This window comes from Paenibacillus sp. FSL R10-2782, assembly GCF_038592985.1.
GTDB classification, from domain to species: Bacteria; Bacillota; Bacilli; order Paenibacillales; family Paenibacillaceae; genus Paenibacillus; species Paenibacillus terrae_C.
In genome coordinates this window covers 3,775,425-3,791,993 of sequence record NZ_CP151951.1, presented here as the reverse complement: position 1 = coordinate 3,791,993, position 16,569 = coordinate 3,775,425, and the positions used below count along the sequence as shown (strand labels likewise).

Annotated in this window: 14 protein-coding genes; all 14 read left to right on the top strand. The window is 45.4% G+C overall.

The annotated features are described in order from the left end of the window. Positions 1 to 127: 127 nt before the first annotated feature. Complete coding sequence (locus tag NST83_RS17110) at positions 128 to 3,802, top strand: nitrate reductase subunit alpha (RefSeq protein ID WP_342415037.1); 3,675 nt, start codon at positions 128 to 130, stop codon at positions 3,800 to 3,802. After that, complete coding sequence (narH, locus tag NST83_RS17105; RefSeq protein WP_342415036.1) at positions 3,792 to 5,369, top strand: nitrate reductase subunit beta; 1,578 nt, start codon at positions 3,792 to 3,794, stop codon at positions 5,367 to 5,369. Before NST83_RS17110 ends, narH begins: the two co-directional genes overlap by 11 nt. Further along, positions 5,362 to 5,928, top strand: coding sequence for a nitrate reductase molybdenum cofactor assembly chaperone (narJ, locus tag NST83_RS17100; protein ID WP_342417981.1), 567 nt, complete (start codon positions 5,362 to 5,364; stop codon positions 5,926 to 5,928). Before narH ends, narJ begins: the two co-directional genes overlap by 8 nt. Next, complete coding sequence (gene narI, locus NST83_RS17095) at positions 5,928 to 6,605, top strand: respiratory nitrate reductase subunit gamma (protein ID WP_342417980.1); 678 nt, start codon at positions 5,928 to 5,930, stop codon at positions 6,603 to 6,605. Before narJ ends, narI begins: the two co-directional genes overlap by 1 nt. Positions 6,606 to 6,656: 51 nt before the next feature. Then, on the top strand, positions 6,657 to 7,109 hold the full coding sequence (locus tag NST83_RS17090; RefSeq protein ID WP_342415035.1) for a GAF domain-containing protein: 453 nt from the start codon (positions 6,657 to 6,659) through the stop codon (positions 7,107 to 7,109). After that, on the top strand, positions 7,110 to 8,204 hold the full coding sequence (locus tag NST83_RS17085; RefSeq protein WP_342415034.1) for an ATP-binding protein: 1,095 nt from the start codon (positions 7,110 to 7,112) through the stop codon (positions 8,202 to 8,204). Continuing rightward, entirely contained in the window at positions 8,182 to 8,829 is a 648-nt protein-coding gene (locus NST83_RS17080) for a response regulator transcription factor (RefSeq protein ID WP_342417979.1), read from the top strand. Before NST83_RS17085 ends, NST83_RS17080 begins: the two co-directional genes overlap by 23 nt. A 202-nt stretch (positions 8,830 to 9,031) precedes the next feature. Beyond that, on the top strand, positions 9,032 to 10,186 hold the full coding sequence (locus tag NST83_RS17075; protein WP_342415033.1) for a nitrate/nitrite transporter: 1,155 nt from the start codon (positions 9,032 to 9,034) through the stop codon (positions 10,184 to 10,186). After that, on the top strand, positions 10,179 to 11,198 hold the full coding sequence (locus tag NST83_RS17070) for a ThiF family adenylyltransferase (protein WP_342415032.1): 1,020 nt from the start codon (positions 10,179 to 10,181) through the stop codon (positions 11,196 to 11,198). The genes NST83_RS17075 and NST83_RS17070 overlap by 8 nt, the downstream gene beginning before the upstream one ends. An 85-nt stretch (positions 11,199 to 11,283) precedes the next feature. Beyond that, positions 11,284 to 11,724 carry a molybdenum cofactor biosynthesis protein MoaE gene (locus tag NST83_RS17065; protein ID WP_342417978.1) on the top strand — a complete coding sequence of 147 codons (441 nt, stop codon included), beginning with the start codon at positions 11,284 to 11,286 and terminating at the stop codon, positions 11,722 to 11,724. Next, positions 11,721 to 11,954, top strand: a complete 234-nt coding sequence (locus NST83_RS17060) for a MoaD/ThiS family protein (RefSeq protein ID WP_342415031.1) — start codon at positions 11,721 to 11,723, stop codon at positions 11,952 to 11,954. Before NST83_RS17065 ends, NST83_RS17060 begins: the two co-directional genes overlap by 4 nt. 38 nt (positions 11,955 to 11,992) lie before the next feature. Then, entirely contained in the window at positions 11,993 to 13,009 is a 1,017-nt protein-coding gene (moaA, locus tag NST83_RS17055) for a GTP 3',8-cyclase MoaA (RefSeq protein WP_342415030.1), read from the top strand. 588 nt (positions 13,010 to 13,597) lie between these two features. Beyond that, positions 13,598 to 14,431, top strand: coding sequence for a PRD domain-containing protein (locus tag NST83_RS17050; RefSeq protein ID WP_283652725.1), 834 nt, complete (start codon positions 13,598 to 13,600; stop codon positions 14,429 to 14,431). Positions 14,432 to 14,640: 209 nt separating this feature from the next. After that, positions 14,641 to 16,551, top strand: a complete 1,911-nt coding sequence (locus NST83_RS17045) for a beta-glucoside-specific PTS transporter subunit IIABC (protein WP_342415029.1) — start codon at positions 14,641 to 14,643, stop codon at positions 16,549 to 16,551. Positions 16,552 to 16,569 lie beyond the last annotated feature (18 nt).

The window sequence follows — 16,569 nt, the reverse complement described above, 5'->3', positions numbered from 1 at the left end:
TGTAGCGCTATAGGACATTCCCTAATGGGAACAAACATGGATGAATTACATAATGAGAGTAACTGAATGAATCTTCTCTTGAATCTGCTTTAGGGTTTTTCATTCTGAAAAGGAGTGTTGGTCATCGATGAAAAAAAAATACAACCTCAACTTTTTTAAACCGATCGAAAGCTATTCCGGAAATTGGTCAATCCTTGAGGAAAAAAATAGAGAATGGGAAAACGTGTACCGTCAGCGTTGGTCTCACGACAAAGTGGTTCGGACGACGCACGGAGTCAACTGTACTGGCTCCTGTAGCTGGAAGGTTTTTGTTAAAAACGGCATCATCACCTGGGAGAATCAGCAAATTGATTATCCTTCCTGCGGCGTTGACATGCCGGAATTTGAGCCGCGCGGATGCCCGCGTGGCGCTACATTTTCCTGGTATGAATACAGTCCATTACGCGTGAAATACCCTTATATGCGCGGTAAGTTATTGCGGCTTTGGTTAGCCGCCATTAAGGAGCATACGAATCCAGTAGACGCATGGGCAAGCATCGTAGAAGACCCTGAGAAAGCCAAGCTCTACAAATCGGCTCGCGGAAAAGGTGGACATGTCCGTGTCGGCTGGGATGATGTCCTGCGTCTGATCTCGGCGCAACTCATCTATACCATTCGTAAGTATGGTCCCGACCGCATCGCGGGCTTTACGCCAATCCCGGCGATGTCAATGATAAGCTACGCTTCGGGAGCCCGGTTCATTTCGCTGCTCGGTGGGCAGATGTTGAGTTTTTATGACTGGTATGCCGACCTTCCGCCTGCATCTCCTCAAATTTGGGGTGAGCAGACGGACGTGCCGGAATCTTCTGACTGGTACAACGCGGGTTACCTGATCATGTGGGGATCAAACGTACCGCTTACCCGGACGCCGGACGCTCATTTTATGACGGAGGTACGTTATAAGGGGACAAAGGTCGTATCGGTGGCTCCCGACTTGGCGGAGAATGTGAAGTTCGCTGACAATTGGCTTGCACCGAATCCGGGTACAGATGCTGCCGTGGCTCAGGCTATGACACATGTCATTCTGGATGAGTTCTACAAAGAACGCCAAGAACCAATGTTCATTAACTATGCCAAACAATATACGGATATGCCGTTCATGATTCTGCTTGATCCACACGAAGGAGCCTGGAAAGGTGGGCGTTTTCTACGGGCGAGTGACCTTGGGGATGTTTCGCAGCATGCGGACTGGAAGCCGGTCATATATGACGAAGTGGCAGGGGAAATGCTGGTCCCGAACGGTACGATGGGACAGCGTTGGGAACAGGATAAGAAATGGAACCTGATCCTGGAACGTGAAGACGGAACAAGGGTAGAGCCTGCGCTCACTGTGGAAGGTCATGGCGAGCAATGGGAAGAAGTCGTATTCCCTTATTTTGATAACGCTGGTAATGGAACGTTCAAACGTGTAATTCCGGCCAAAAAAGTGCGCCTGGCAGATGGTTCGGAGCGTTACGTTGCAACCGTGTACGATCTGATGATGAGCCAGTACGGTGTCGCGCGCAGTGACAGCCCTCATAACGCCAAAGATTATTACGATGCAGCTTCGCATTATACCCCTGCCTGGCAGGAGAAGATCACAGGCGTGAAGGCATCTGTTGTGGTGCAGATTGCTCGGGAGTTTGCTCAAAATGCTATCGATACTAAAGGGCGCTCCATGATTATTATGGGTGCGGGTATCAATCACTGGTTCAATAGTGACACGATCTATCGGTCTATCTTGAACCTGGTCATGTTGACTGCTTCCCAAGGCGTAAACGGTGGAGGCTGGGCGCATTATGTTGGTCAAGAAAAGCTCCGCCCAATCGAAGGCTGGTCAACGGTTGCCTTTGCAAAAGACTGGCAAGGGTCGGCTAGACTGCAAAATGCTACATCATTTTTCTATTTTGCAACGGAGCAGTGGCGTTATGAAGAAAGTGGCACAGACACCTTGAAGTCACCGACTGGTGGGGATGTCAGTTACCGGCACCCAGCAGACTACAACGTGCTCGCAGCGCGTCTGGGTTGGCTACCTTCTTATCCACAGTTTAATAAAAACAGTCTGCTGTTCGCCGAAGAGGCGGCGCAATTAGGCAAGAAGTCCAACGAGGACATAATCAATCACTCTGTGGAAGAGATCAAATCACGTAAGACACGCTTCGCCGTGGAAGATCCTGGGGCAGCTGAGAACTTCCCGCGTTCGCTCTTTGTTTGGCGGTCAAACCTGATTTCCAGTTCGGCGAAGGGACAAGAGTATTTCATGAAACATTTACTCGGAGCATCCGACGCCCTGCTTGCTCGGCCGAACGAGGAACAGAAACCCGAGGAAATCGTCTGGCGGGAAGATGTGGAAGGAAAGCTTGATCTGATGGTTGCACTTGATTTCCGGATGACAACAACCCCATTGTACGCGGACATCGTACTTCCGGCGGCAACCTGGTACGAAAAAACAGACTTGTCGTCAACAGACATGCATCCTTTCGTACATCCGTTTAACCCGGCGGTTAATCCACTGTGGGAATCCCGCGCAGACTGGGATATTTACCGCCAGCTTTCCGAGGTCTTTTCCGATATGGCGAAAGAGTACCTACCGGGAATATATAAAGACCTTGTGACCGCGCCGCTCTCACACGACAGTATGGGCGAGATTTCGCAGCCGATGGGTCTTGTAAAGGACTGGACGAAGGGCGAAATTGAAGCGACTCCGGGTAAAACCATGCCGAATTTCAGCATTATCGAACGCGACTATACTAAAATTCACGATAAATATATATCACTCGGTCCGAATTTGACTACCGGGAAAACAGGTGCGCATGGCGTCAGCTTCTCCGTAGCGGACGAATATGAGGAATTGAAAAGGCTGAACGGAGTTTATTACGATGATTCCATTAAAGATGGTTTGCCTAAAATCCAGACAGCTCGTCAAGTGGCCAATACTATTCTTCACCTTTCATCTGCGACCAATGGACAGGTCTCGCAAAAGGCTTATGAGCAGGCAGAAGAGCTTCACGGTGTTGAACTCAAAGACATCTCGGCCGACCGGGCAGCGGAAAAGATCACTTTCCAAAGTATCACGGTACAGCCGCGTGAGGTTATACCGACACCGGTATTCACTGGATCGAACAAGAAAGGACGTCGCTATTCACCATTTACAACGAATATTGAACGCCTTGTTCCGTTTCGTACGTTGACAGGAAGACAGCATTTCTATATTGATCATGAGATTTTCCAACAGTTTGGGGAATCATTGCCGATCTACAAACCGACTCTGCCGCCGATGGTGTTCGGCCCGCGCGATCGGGAAATAAAAGGCGGACAAGATTCACTCGTGCTTCGTTATCTGACTCCGCATGGTAAATGGAATATTCACTCCACCTACCAGGATAACCAGCACATGCTTACACTGTTTCGCGGAGGTCCTACCGTGTGGATCAACAACGAAGACGCAGAGGCGCACGGTCTTGCCGACAATGACTGGGTAGAGGTATACAACCGTAATGGCGTCGTAACCGCCCGGACCGTTGTCAGCCACCGGATGCCAAGAGGAACGATGTTCATGTACCATGCTCAGGATAAGCACATTCAAGTGCCAGGCTCCGAAATCACGGATACACGCGGCGGTAGTCATAACGCACCAACAAGAATTCATCTCAAACCAACCCAGATGGTCGGTGGATATGCTCAGCTTAGTTATGGATTCAACTATTATGGCCCGATCGGCAACCAGCGTGATGTGTACGTTGCGGTACGTAAAATGAAGGAGGTTAACTGGCTTGAAGATTAAAGCTCAAATTGCCATGGTCATGAACCTGGATAAATGTATCGGCTGCCATACGTGCAGCGTGACATGCAAAACAACCTGGACGAACCGCAAAGGTGCGGAATATATGTGGTTCAACAATGTGGAAACCAAACCTGGTATCGGTTATCCGAAGCGATGGGAAGACCAGGAACTTTATAAAGGCGGCTGGAAGCTCCGCAAAGGGAAACTGGAACTGAAGTCAGGCAACAAGCTGTCCAAGATAGCGCTGGGTAAGATTTTTTACAATCCAGACATGCCGGAAATGAAAGATTATTATGAGCCATGGACTTACAATTACGAGCATCTGACCCATGCCGGCGAGCAGAAGCATTCACCTGTGGCACGCGCGCATTCTGCGGTAACGGGTGAAAAAATGGATTTGGAATGGGGTCCAAACTGGGAAGACGACCTGGCGGGTGCGCATGTAACCGGTCCGCTTGACCCAAATATTCAGAAAATCGAAGAAGAGATTAAATTTAACTTTGAGAAGTCGTTCATGGTTTATCTCCCACGGCTTTGCGAACATTGTCTAAATCCGAGCTGTGTCGCGTCATGTCCTTCGGGTGCCATGTACAAACGGGACGAGGACGGAATCGTGCTCGTGGATCAGGAAGCCTGCCGCGGCTGGCGGTATTGCATGACGGGCTGTCCATACAAAAAAGTGTACTTTAACTGGCAGACGAACAAAGCGGAAAAATGTACCTTCTGTTTCCCGCGTGTGGAAGCCGGTCTGCCGACGGTCTGTTCCGAGACATGTACAGGACGAATTCGTTACCTCGGCGTTCTGCTGTATGATGCAGATCGGGTACTTGAGGCCGCTTCTACGCAGGATGAGAAAGACCTTTATAAAGCGCAGTGTGACTTGTTTATGGATCCAAACGATCCGGCAGTGATTGCTCAGGCGAGAAAAGACGGCATCTCGGAGGACTGGATTGAAGCAGCGCAGAACTCGCCGGTCTACAAGCTTGCTATTGAGTACAAGCTGGCATTCCCGCTCCATCCGGAATATCGCACGCTGCCGATGGTCTGGTATGTGCCACCGCTTAGTCCAATTATGAATTACTTTGAAGGGAAAGACTCGATCGAGAATCCGGACATGATCTTTCCGGCCATCGAAGAGATGCGCACCCCCATTCAGTACCTTGCCAATATGCTGACGGCGGGCGACACGCAGACGGTGAAGGAATCCCTGCAACGGATGGCTATGATGCGCTCCTATATGCGTGCCCAGTCCACAAGACAACCTTTCGATGAAAGCCGTCTTGAACGTATCGGCATGACATCGTTGCAGACCGAGCAGATGTACCGGCTTCTGGCGATTGCCAAGTATGAGGACCGTTTCGTCATTCCGACGTCGCATAAAGAAGGATATTCTAATGCATACCGTGCTCAAGGATCTGCTGGTTATGGTGATACCATGGGGAACATGGGTTCAGGCTCTGGCTGTGACGGCTGTAGTCTGGCAAGTTCAATGGGGATGGAAGAGCCTTTGAAAACTGGAAAAGAAATGTATGAAGAAAATTTCTACGGGGGTATTTGGCGTGATTAATGTAGCGAAGCTGTATGAATGCAAGCCATCATTCGAGTTTTTCGCCCAGCAACTCATGTACCCGGAAAAGCTGGATTTTCATCCGGCTTTTCTGGAAGCATCCTTTGATCCAAACCATCCGGCATATACGATTGCGAACACCTACTGGTCCCTTATGCAAGAGTTCAGTATGGAAGAGATTCAGGAAATGTATACAGAAACCTTTGATTTCCAAAAAAATTGTGCACTATATATGACTTACTTTAAATTCGAAGATGCAAAAGAACGGGGACAAATGCTGGTCAAGTTAAAGGTACTATATGAGATGTACGGACTTGAAATGCCAGATGGCGAGCTGCCAGATTACCTTCCGCTCATGTGTGAATTTCTGTATGCCGCCGAATGGGCGCAAGATCCAAAGACGACAGAAAACTTCCGCATGCCAATCGCGATCCTGGAAGACGGCACCTATCATTTGCTTAAAGCGCTGGAAAAAATGGAAAGCCCGTATTTTCATTTGGTGAAGGGACTGCGCGAAACGCTTAAAGCTTGCGTAGAACAGGAGGCAGCCGCGCAATGATGATGCTAGAGCAGTTTTTATGGGTTATTTTCCCTTATATGTGCGTGGTGGTCTTTATTGTAGGGCATATTTTCCGCTATAGAAACGACCAGTTCAATTGGACAGCAAAATCAAGTGAGTTTATTGAAAAAAAACAATTGATGGTCGGAAGTCTCTTATTCCACCTGGGTATTATCCCGGTTATTATGGGTCATGTATCCGGTCTGGGCATACCAAAAACCTGGATGCATGCACTGGGTGTAAACGATCATCTGTATCATATTGGAGCAGTTTATGTTGGTGGATTATTTGGAGCGATGACGTTCCTCGGTATGTTGATTCTTACCTCTCGTCGTTTTACAATACGCAGTGTACGCCGTTTAAGTACAGCGTCTGACTTGATTGTAAACGTATTGCTTTTGGTCATTGTATGCATGGGGATGTTCGCCACTCTCGTGACGAATGCGGTACAGCCGGAATTTGATTATCGGGAGACGATCTCGATCTGGTTCCGCGGTTTATTTATATTCCGTGTTGACCCGACACTGATGAGAGACGTACCGATGTCTTTCAAGCTTCATATACTTATGGGCTTTGCGATTTTTGCATTCTGGCCGTTTACCCGGCTTGTACATGTGTGGAGTGTTCCGTTGAATTATGTGCGCAGAAGTTATATTCTTTACAGAAGACATAAATAGAATTAGGAAAGCGGGCTCTGCCTTCTTTCCTAATTCTATTAGGAGAGAGTGATGAATAATAGGATGGATTATCAAAGGGAGCTTGAGCGAATACGCGAACATTTCGGTTATGATTTCATGGCGCTTGCTCTTGTTGAACCGGCCGAATATCAATACGTAATTAAATGGAAAAATGCAGCCGGTAATTTAAATGATCGCTTTAAGCGGATTGTGCTGCAATCCGGAAAGGGCATAGCAGGAGTCGTATTTAAAACCGGGAAATCCGTTTTCATTCCATCTGTTTATCAATATGTGGGGGCAGACAGCCTGTTTAACTACCCGATCGTTCAATCCGAGAAGCTCAAGAGTCTCGGGGCTGTTCCCTTATGGCATGATGCTCGCGTCGCGGGCGTACTGCTTGGTGGATTTCGGGAAGAACAGCTGATGACCGAAGCCATTATGCGTGATTTGGAAGCCTTGGCGCATAGGGGAATTGGAGAGTTGAACGGGAAGGAAGTGATGTGATTGACATTGTCTGTAGGGACTGGCTCTTTGAGTGCGCTAATGGTGAAGTTGTTTGAGAACAGTACGGAAGCCATTTTCTTTTTTGATAGGCAAGGGAATACCCTGGCTATGAACCCGGCGGCTGAGGAGATTGTGGGCGATGACGTCCTCATTCAACTCTATGAAGGGAAGGACAAGGCTTTATGCGGAACATGCAGAGGCTATACAAGCGACACAGAGCCTCGTACCTGCCTTGATTGTTATTTCAATATGCCAGAATCCAAGGATTTCGCTTCTTTTCAGGTGTATCTGGAAACGAAGAGCAACGGAATGGTTCCCTATGCCGCTTCTTTTCATACCATTGATTCTGAACATGGAACACGTGTGTTGATGTTGAGAGATTTGACCCCGCAATTGCAGACGCAGGAAAAATTGTATCAAAACAAAATGATGAAGCATGTCATTGAAGCGCAGGAAAATGAGCGTAAACGGCTTTCCAGGGAACTGCACGACAGCGTCGCCCAGGAATTGATGAGCGCGGTTGTTGAACTACGGGTGTTAAAATACATGACGAATGATGAACAGCTCCTAAAAAATATGAAGCAGACCGAAGCATCCATGACGCGATTGCTGGATGATATCCGCAACCTGTCTGTGGAACTACGCCCCGCCACACTTGATGATTTTGGGCTTGAAGCGGCATTCCGTTCCCACTTCAAGCGGATCGAGCAAAGCTTTGGTCTTGTGGTTGAGTTTGTGTCCGATCTTCCCCAAAAGCGGTATGGAAGTGAAAAGGAAACTGTCATTTACCGCGTCTGCCAGGAGGCTGTTCTCAATGCCTTGAAGTATGCCCAGGTAGACATGGTTAAAGTTTCTTTGTCTGAGCACGATCATACGCTTCGTTTGACTGTAGAGGATGATGGAATTGGCTTTGAAAAGGGGAGCAAGCCTATTGGAACGGGACTTGGCTTATATGGCATGCAGGAGCGGGCGGAGCTGGTAAGCGGAAGTTTTGGCGTCCTTTCAAATGTTGGTCGAGGAACCAAAGTCTTTTTACAAATTCCGATTGGACATGAGGAGGAAAAGAGACTTGATCAAAATTGTGCTAGCGGATGACCATGCGATTGTACGAAGTGGATTTTCCATGATTCTCAACTTCCAATCGGATATGGAGGTTGTCGGAACGGCGGCAGACGGAATTGAAGCGTATACGATGGTGGCCAAATATCGACCGGATATTCTAATTATGGATCTCAGTATGCCGCCAGGCGAAAGTGGATTAATCGCCACAGGCAAGATTAAAGAGGACCACCCCGACACTAAAATTCTGATTCTGACTATGCATGACGATGAAGAATATCTATTTCATATTTTGAAGAATGGTGCTTCGGGATATGTTTTGAAAAATGCACCGGATGAGGAGCTATTGCTTGCCATACGGACCATTCATGGGGGCGGGACCTATATCCATCCTAAAATGGCCACTTCTCTCGTTCGTGAGTTCATCAAAAAAGATACGACGTCACAATCAGAAGATCCTTATGAGATCCTGTCCAAGCGGGAACTGGAGATTCTGCCTCTGGTCGCAAAAGGTTACGGTAACAAGGAAGTTGCGGAAAAGCTGTTCATTTCTGTCAAGACGGTTGAAGCGAACAAAGCGAAAATCATGGAGAAGTTGAACTTAAAAAGTCGGCCTGAGCTGGTCCAATATGCATTAAAGAAAAAAATGCTGGATTTTTAGCCGATGAAGAAGAACATTTTATGAAAAAATCTCTTGAACAGACCAAGTCGCTTCATATAGAAGCGATTTTTTTTATTTTCAGGGACTCCCCTGTCAGGTAAAGGGGAGTCCCCTATATTCGAACAGATCGGCTAGCGGCTACAATGGGGACAGAAAATTCAAATCAATAATTCGACAGAAAAACGTTGAAAAGGTGAGTTAAATGATTAGAAAAATGCAGTTGCCGTTACAAACAATGAACTTGATTCTTGGATTCATGGTATGGGTTATCATTTCTTCTCTTATGCCGTTCATTACGGAGGATATTGCTATTCCACCCGGAAAATTGGCCATAGTCACAGCGATTCCGGTTGTGCTTGGATCGATTCTGCGCATTCCGTTGGGTTATTATGCCAACATTTTCGGAGCAAGAATCGTTTTTCTCGTTAGCTTTATTTTGCTTTTGTTTCCCGTCTACTATATCAGTGAAGCTTCTACGATGATGGATTTAATTATCGGTGGCTTGTTCCTTGGGATTGGAGGAGCTGTGTTCTCGGTTGGGGTGACTTCGCTACCGAAGTATTATCCAAAGGAAAAGCATGGGTTTGTAAATGGAATGTATGGTATAGGAAATTTGGGAACAGCCGTTACTACCTTCTCGGCCCCTATTGTGGCTACCCAAATTGGCTGGGCCTCTACAGTGAAGCTGTATCTCATTCTGCTGCTTGTTTTTATCGTTTTGAATTTCTTCTTAGGGGACCGTCATGAAGCTAAAGTAATGACGCCCATTATGGAACAGATTAAAGGGGTTTACAAAAATGAAAAGCTTTGGTTTTTCTCGCTCTTTTATTTTATTACATTTGGCTCATTTGTAGCGTTCACGGTGTACTTGCCGAATTTCCTGGTATCGAATTTTGAGCTGGCTAAAGTGGATGCAGGGATGCGTACAGCAGGCTTCATTGCAATTGCCACATTCTTCCGCCCCATCGGTGGCTGGCTGGCGGATCGGTTTCAGCCCCTGTTCCTGCTGGTAGGTACGTTTTCTATTTATACAGTCGCTGCGATTCTTTTGGCTTTTTCACCAGGAATCACCCTTTATACAGTAGGCTGCTTGGCGATCGCTGTATGTGCTGGAGTGGGGAACGGTGTCATTTTCAAGCTAGTTCCATTTTATTTTAATAAACAAGCGGGTATAGTTAACGGAATTGTATCCATGATGGGCGGTCTCGGTGGCTTTTTCCCTCCAATCTTGTTGTCGACGATTCATGCCGTTACTGGCCAATATTCCATTGGGTTCATGTTACTCTCCCAAGTGGCGCTGGCTAGCCTGATCCTCGTCATATGGCTGTATTATCAAGGGGTACATTCTAATGAATGAACGTTATTCAAGACAGATCTTATTTAGACCCATTGGCGGCGAAGGGCAGCGTAATCTGTCCGCTGCTGTCGTCACCATTATCGGTTGCGGGGCACTGGGTTCCGCCATTGCCGAAACATTGGTAAGAGCGGGCGTTGGGGAGCTTCATCTGGTTGACCGGGATTATGTGGAGCTGTCGAACCTGCAACGTCAGCAGCTGTTCACGGAGCAGGACGCCGCGGAAATGCAGCCTAAGGTCATGGCAGCCGAAAGAAGGTTGAAGGCCATACGTGAAGACGTACGGTTGTACACATACCTCGATAATCTGGATGCCGAGCTTGTTCAAGAACTTGCCAGCAAAAGTATATTGCTGATGGATGCTACGGACAATTTCGAAACTCGTCTGCTTATCAACGATGCTGCACTGAAGGCAGGAATTCCATGGATTTACGGAGCCTGTGTTGGAAGCACAGGCGTTGTTTTTCCATTCGTGCCGGGCGAGTCAGCTTGTTTACGCTGCCTTCTGCCATCGTTGCCTGCGATCAATCAGACCTGCGATACGGCTGGAATCATCTCGCCCGCAGTCCAGGTGACAGCCGCCCTCCAATGTGCAGAAGCCATGAAGTGGCTGAGCGGCAGACGTGATAAGATGCGCCGCAAGGTTTATCTATTTGATCTATGGGAGAACACGCAGATGGACATAGGGATTTCCCGCATCCGTAATCAAGATTGTCCAACCTGTGGAGAATATCCTACGTTTCCTGCACTGACAGCATCACGTCGCTCGGCGTATGCTGCTCTGTGCGGACGGGATGTGGTACAGGTTCTTCCAGACCCCCATCGTCCGATCACGCTCGATGATGCAGAGAAAATGGGCAGGCTTATAGCAGATCGTGTAAAAAGAACTCCTTATTTCGTTGAATTTTATGCTTTTAAGCATCGAATGATTTTATTCAAAAACGGAAGGCTTTTCATACACGGTGTACGAAGTGTTACCAACGGTCAAAAACTATATCATAAGCTGTTTGGTTAAACGAGATGTAGATACAAAAAGCAGAAATATTTAAAAGAGTCTGTCACAGGAGAGTGGCCTGTCCGATGGCTGGAAGGTGGAAATGATGAGTGTATTTGAAATCGTGACGGAGCCCATTCTCCCGCAGGCTTATGCGGATTATGTCCTAAGGCCGGAAGCAGGAGCGGTGACTGTTTTTACAGGGCACGTACGAGAATGGACTCAAGGCGTACGGACCTTATACCTTGCTTATGAGGCCTATGTCCCTATGGCCCAAAAAAAGCTCACGGAGATTGGCTGCGAAATCGAACAGAAATGGGAAGGGACACGAGTGGCAATCGCGCACCGCATTGGCGAGCTTCAAATCGGTGATATCGCCGTTGTCATTGCCGTTTCTTCACCTCATCGTTCGGATGCGTATGAGGCGAATGAATACGCGATTGAACGAATCAAAGAAATAGTTCCTATTTGGAAACGAGAGATTTGGGAAGATGGAACGCAGTGGGTCGGAGATCAAAAGAAAAATCCGGGGGGAGATCAGTCATGATTAAGCTGTACTATTTTGCGGGACTCCGTGAGGTGACGGGAAAAACAGAGGAATTGGTAGATTTGGGGGGCCAAACTGTGGGTGATTTATCCAATTGGATAACAGATCAATATCCAGATATGCCGATCAAGTCTGTACGAATTGCGCTAAATGAGGAGTACGCCTTGTCTACGGATGTATTACAGGATGGAGACGTTGCAGCCTTCATTCCCCCAGTCAGCGGCGGCTAAAGATAACGATCCTAGACACTAGAAAAGGAGGCGGCCACATGAATTCACATCCACTGAAAGACCAATTGCGGCGGTCAATTCGTGATTTACGTATATCTGTTACGGACCGCTGCAATTTCCGCTGTTCCTACTGTATGCCCAAAGAAATCTTCGGCGACGATTTTGCCTTTCTTCCCAAAAGTGAATGTCTGTCGTTTGAAGAGATTCACCGACTGGCGAAGCTCTTTGTGTGCCTGGGAGTAAAAAAAATCCGACTCACAGGCGGCGAACCATTAATGCGTCGGAACCTACCTGACCTTGTTTCCCAAATTCTGTCCATTGACGGAGTGGAAGATATCGGCTTGACCACCAACGGTTTGCTGCTAGGCCAACAGGCTAATCGTCTCTATGAAGCGGGGCTACGACGGCTTAATGTCAGTGTAGATGCTCTGGACCCCGAGCTGTTTGGGCGGTTGAATGGGCGGGGCATTAAGCCTGGTTTTATTTTAAAGCAGATCGAATATGCAAGGGAAATAGGCTTTGAAATCAAGGTCAATATGGTGGTTCAAAAAGGTATTAATGATTCTGAAATTTTGCCGATGGCTGCTTATTTCAAGGAGCAGGGAATAACCCTTCGTTTTATTGAGTTTATGGATGTAGGTAACGATACTGGCTGGAGCTTCGACAAGGTAATAACAAAAAAAGAAATTGTTGAACGACTTAAGAATACGTACGAGTTGGAGCCGATGAACCAAAATTACTTTGGAGAAGTGGCAAAGCGTTATCGTTATAAAGACAGCGACGCGCAGGTTGGCTTTATTACTTCAGTTTCTGAATCATTTTGCTCGTCCTGCACACGTGCCCGCTTATCGTCCGATGGCAAGTTTTATACGTGCTTGTTTGCTTCAGGCGGATTTGATCTACGTCAGATGCTTCGTAACGGGACAAATGACGAAGAGCTGCTTGCTGTGATTACTTCAGTATGGGAACAACGCACAGATCGGTATTCCGATGAACGTACTGAACAGACAGCAAAAAATAGAAAAAAGATTAGCATGTCCTACATTGGAGGATGACATTTTATACCAATAAAACAGGGTCTACTTGTTGTAAATACCCCAAAAAAGAAAGCGCAAACATTTTTGTTGGCAAAACTTAAATAAGATGTTATTATGATGTTGGGATTGTTACTGAAAAGGCAAAACCCGAGGCATGGAATTAATATTTCCATGTGTTGGGTTTTGCCTTTTCTTTTAGAAATACAAGATTTGTGATATCCCGCACGATATGAATATCTGGCCCAGGCATAACGCAGAAAGGTGAGTGATACAAAGCCTTACAAGTGCTGAACAACAAAGATGATGACGTCGACCAACGAATCGACATCCGAGAAATGATGTCATAGGCGTGGCTAACCGACTATATCCATTTACAAAACGGAATATCAGATCGGTTTGAGAGCACTCAAGATCATTCAGGGAAAACGTAAGGCTTTTGTCTCTTGATTTGAATGCGTTTTCATAACACAAAATTGTAAATCAACTACATTTTAATTTGATTTATGACGAAGGTTTGATCGGCTATTACCGTCTTGTGACCTATCTGAAATTTCGCCCAGCAACTAAATCCTTTTTTAAATTTTTGTGGGATAAGGGGGCAGTTAGATGATCATAACGAAAATATTTAATAATAACGCCATAATAGCCAAAGATTCAAAAAGGGATGAATTTGTTGTTATGGGTCGAGGTATTGCGTTCAAAAAGAGTGCGGGAGAACAAGTAGAAGAGCATTTAATTGAAAAGGTCTTTGTGCTTAAACAGAAGGATGCTTCAGAGAAATTTAAATTATTGCTAGAGGATGTTCCTTCAGAATATGTTTCGTTATGCTATGACATCATTGAATATGGAAAAAGCATATTAGAGGCACAATTGAGCGATTATATATATGTTTCGCTTACAGACCACATGAACAATGCATTTAAAATGTTTGATGTAGGGCTTAAAAATGCAAATCCGTTAATCTGGGAAATTAAAAAATTTTATCCCAAAGAATTTGGGGTTGGATTAAAAGCACTGGAGTTCATTGAAGACGAAACAGGCAAACGCTTGTCAGAAGATGAAGCAGGCAATATAGCCCTTCATTTAATAAATGCTCAAGTAAACAGCTCCTACAATAAGGTAGCAGATGTTGCTCAGCAAACTCAAAAAATACAGGATATCTTAAATATTATTAAATACTCTTATAATAACACCATAGATGAACACTCAATCAGTTATGAACGATTTATTACACATTTAAGATTCTTCTTTCAGCGATTAAATAAAAAAGAAAAGACAGAACTGGAAGACGATTTTTTGTGGAGGCAAGTGAAAGCCAAGTATAAAAAGGCTTACGGCTGTATGCTTAAGATCGAAAAATACTTGAACACGGTATTGTCAGATGAGGAAAAGCTGTATATAACGATTCATATTCAGCGTTTGACCCAAAGACAAAATTGAATAATTCTTGGATTGTTACTGGTAAAGCAGGCGAAACCAACCTAGATCGAATTTGATCTATTTGGTTTCGTCTTTTTTTATAAATACCATTATTTTGAATAGTTCAATTCCCTCAAAGGCACAATATAGGCAGTCTATAATATTGCTGGAACGCTCTTGAGATGAATGCAAAATGCCAAATATCAAATAGAAATAAAGGGGAAGTTACGATGAAGTATGAGACATTAGCAAAAGACATTATCAAAAATGTCGGCGGCAAAGAAAATGTGAATAGTCTAACTCATTGTATAACACGTTTGCGTTTCAAACTAAAAGATGAAAGCAAGGCTAATACAGAGGTTTTGAAAAACATGGATGGTGTTGTTACAGTAGTAAAAAGCGGTGGACAATACCAGGTTGTTATAGGTAACCATGTACCGGAGGTTTACGCTGAAGTTACTGCTGTAGGCGGTTTCTCGGCAGCGTCTTCAGAAGAGGCATCAGATGAAAAAGTGAGTTTGTTCAATAGATTTATTGATACGATTTCAGGTGTATTTACACCAACGCTCGGTGTCTTGAGTGCCACAGGTATGATTAAGGGCTTCACTGCCTTATTTATAGCTTTAGGCTGGCTTACCAAAACATCAGGTACCTATCAAATTCTCAATGCCTTAGGAGATTGTTTATTTTACTTCTTCCCTATTTTCCTGGGTTATACGTCGGCCAAAAAGTTCAATGCCAACATTTTTATAGGTATGGCCATAGGCGCATCTCTTGTTTATCCAACATTCAGTGCTATAACATCAACGGGGAAGCCACTGTACACTTTATTTAGCGGAACCATATTTGAATCACCTGTGTATATAACATTTTTGGGTATTCCGGTCATTCTGATGAGCTATGCGTCAACCGTTCTTCCGATTATCATATCCACCTATGTAGGCTCAAAAATAGAAAACTTCTTTAAAAAGATTATCCCTAGCGTAGTTAGAACATTTTTGGTTCCATTTTTCACCTTGTTAGTTATTGTTCCATTAGCACTGATCGCAATTGGACCTCTCTCGACATGGGCAGGCCAACTGCTTGGCGCAGGCACTCTCTTTGTGTATAACTTAAGTCCAATTATTGAAGGTATACTCATGGGTGCTTTCTGGCAAGTATTTGTTATCTTTGGATTACACTGGGGACTTGTTCCGATCGCGCTTAACAACTTGGCAGTGCTCAAATTTGATCCGATCCTTGCTGCGACGCTTGGAGCTTCCTTTGCTCAGACGGGTGTTGTACTGGCGATTCTATTTAAAACCAAAAATGTAAAGCTGAGATCACTTTCCATTCCAGCTGTCATCTCGGGGATTTTTGGTGTTACAGAACCAGCGATTTACGGGATTACATTACCACGTAAGAAGCCATTTATTTTAAGCTGTATAGCGGCTGCAGTAGGTGGCGGTATTATAGGAATGATGGGCACTAAAGGTTATATCATTGGTGGACTGGGTGTTTTCGCCATCCCGAGCTATATCAGTCCGGAAGGAATTGACAGCGGATTTTATGGAGCGGTTATTGGTATCCTGGTAAGTTTTGTATTAGGGTTCTTGCTTATGTTCTTTAGTAGATTTCAAGATGATGAAGTGAAAGAAGGTAAAAAGGTAGATAGTACAACAGGAGCAGCCAAAGAAGTTTTAGTAAAACAAGAGACTGTGATTAGTCCGTTAAAAGGTGAAATCAAACCTTTATCTGAAGTAACAGACGAAGCCTTTTCGACAGGTGCTCTGGGCAAAGGGGTTGCCATTGAGCCTTCCGAAGGCAAGGTCGTTTCACCTGTAGACGGCGTATTAACATCATTATTTTCGTCAGGTCATGCGATCGGAATTACAAGCGATCACGGTGTTGAGGTCCTCATCCATGTAGGCAAGGATACGGTCAAATTAAAAGGTAAGCACTTTTATCCTAAAGTAAAACAGGGGGATGCTGTTAAAAAAGGTCAGCTGCTCATGGAGTTTGATATGGAAGCGATCAAAGAGGCAGGTTATGTTCTGACCACGCCTGTCATCGTGGCTAATACATCGAATTACCTGGATGTTATTGAAACGGAGAAGAATTCGATTGATTTTCAAGAGGATTTATTGACTGTCGTGGTCTAATCCTAAATAAATCTTGGG

Bases quoted from the DNA above. Each gene is read 5' to 3' on its own strand.
- narI (WP_342417980.1), top strand. From the start codon at position 5,928: ATGATGCTAGAGCAGTTTTTATGGGTTATTTTCCCTTATATGTGCGTG.
- NST83_RS17060 (WP_342415031.1), top strand. From the start codon at position 11,721: ATGATTAAGCTGTACTATTTTGCGGGACTCCGTGAGGTGACGGGAAAA.
- NST83_RS17050 (WP_283652725.1), top strand. From the start codon at position 13,598: ATGATCATAACGAAAATATTTAATAATAACGCCATAATAGCCAAAGAT.
- NST83_RS17110 (WP_342415037.1), top strand. From the start codon at position 128: ATGAAAAAAAAATACAACCTCAACTTTTTTAAACCGATCGAAAGCTAT.
- NST83_RS17045 (WP_342415029.1), top strand. From the start codon at position 14,641: ATGAAGTATGAGACATTAGCAAAAGACATTATCAAAAATGTCGGCGGC.
- NST83_RS17070 (WP_342415032.1), top strand. From the start codon at position 10,179: ATGAATGAACGTTATTCAAGACAGATCTTATTTAGACCCATTGGCGGC.
- NST83_RS17075 (WP_342415033.1), top strand. From the start codon at position 9,032: ATGATTAGAAAAATGCAGTTGCCGTTACAAACAATGAACTTGATTCTT.
- NST83_RS17090 (WP_342415035.1), top strand. From the start codon at position 6,657: ATGAATAATAGGATGGATTATCAAAGGGAGCTTGAGCGAATACGCGAA.
- NST83_RS17065 (WP_342417978.1), top strand. From the start codon at position 11,284: ATGAGTGTATTTGAAATCGTGACGGAGCCCATTCTCCCGCAGGCTTAT.
- moaA (WP_342415030.1), top strand. From the start codon at position 11,993: ATGAATTCACATCCACTGAAAGACCAATTGCGGCGGTCAATTCGTGAT.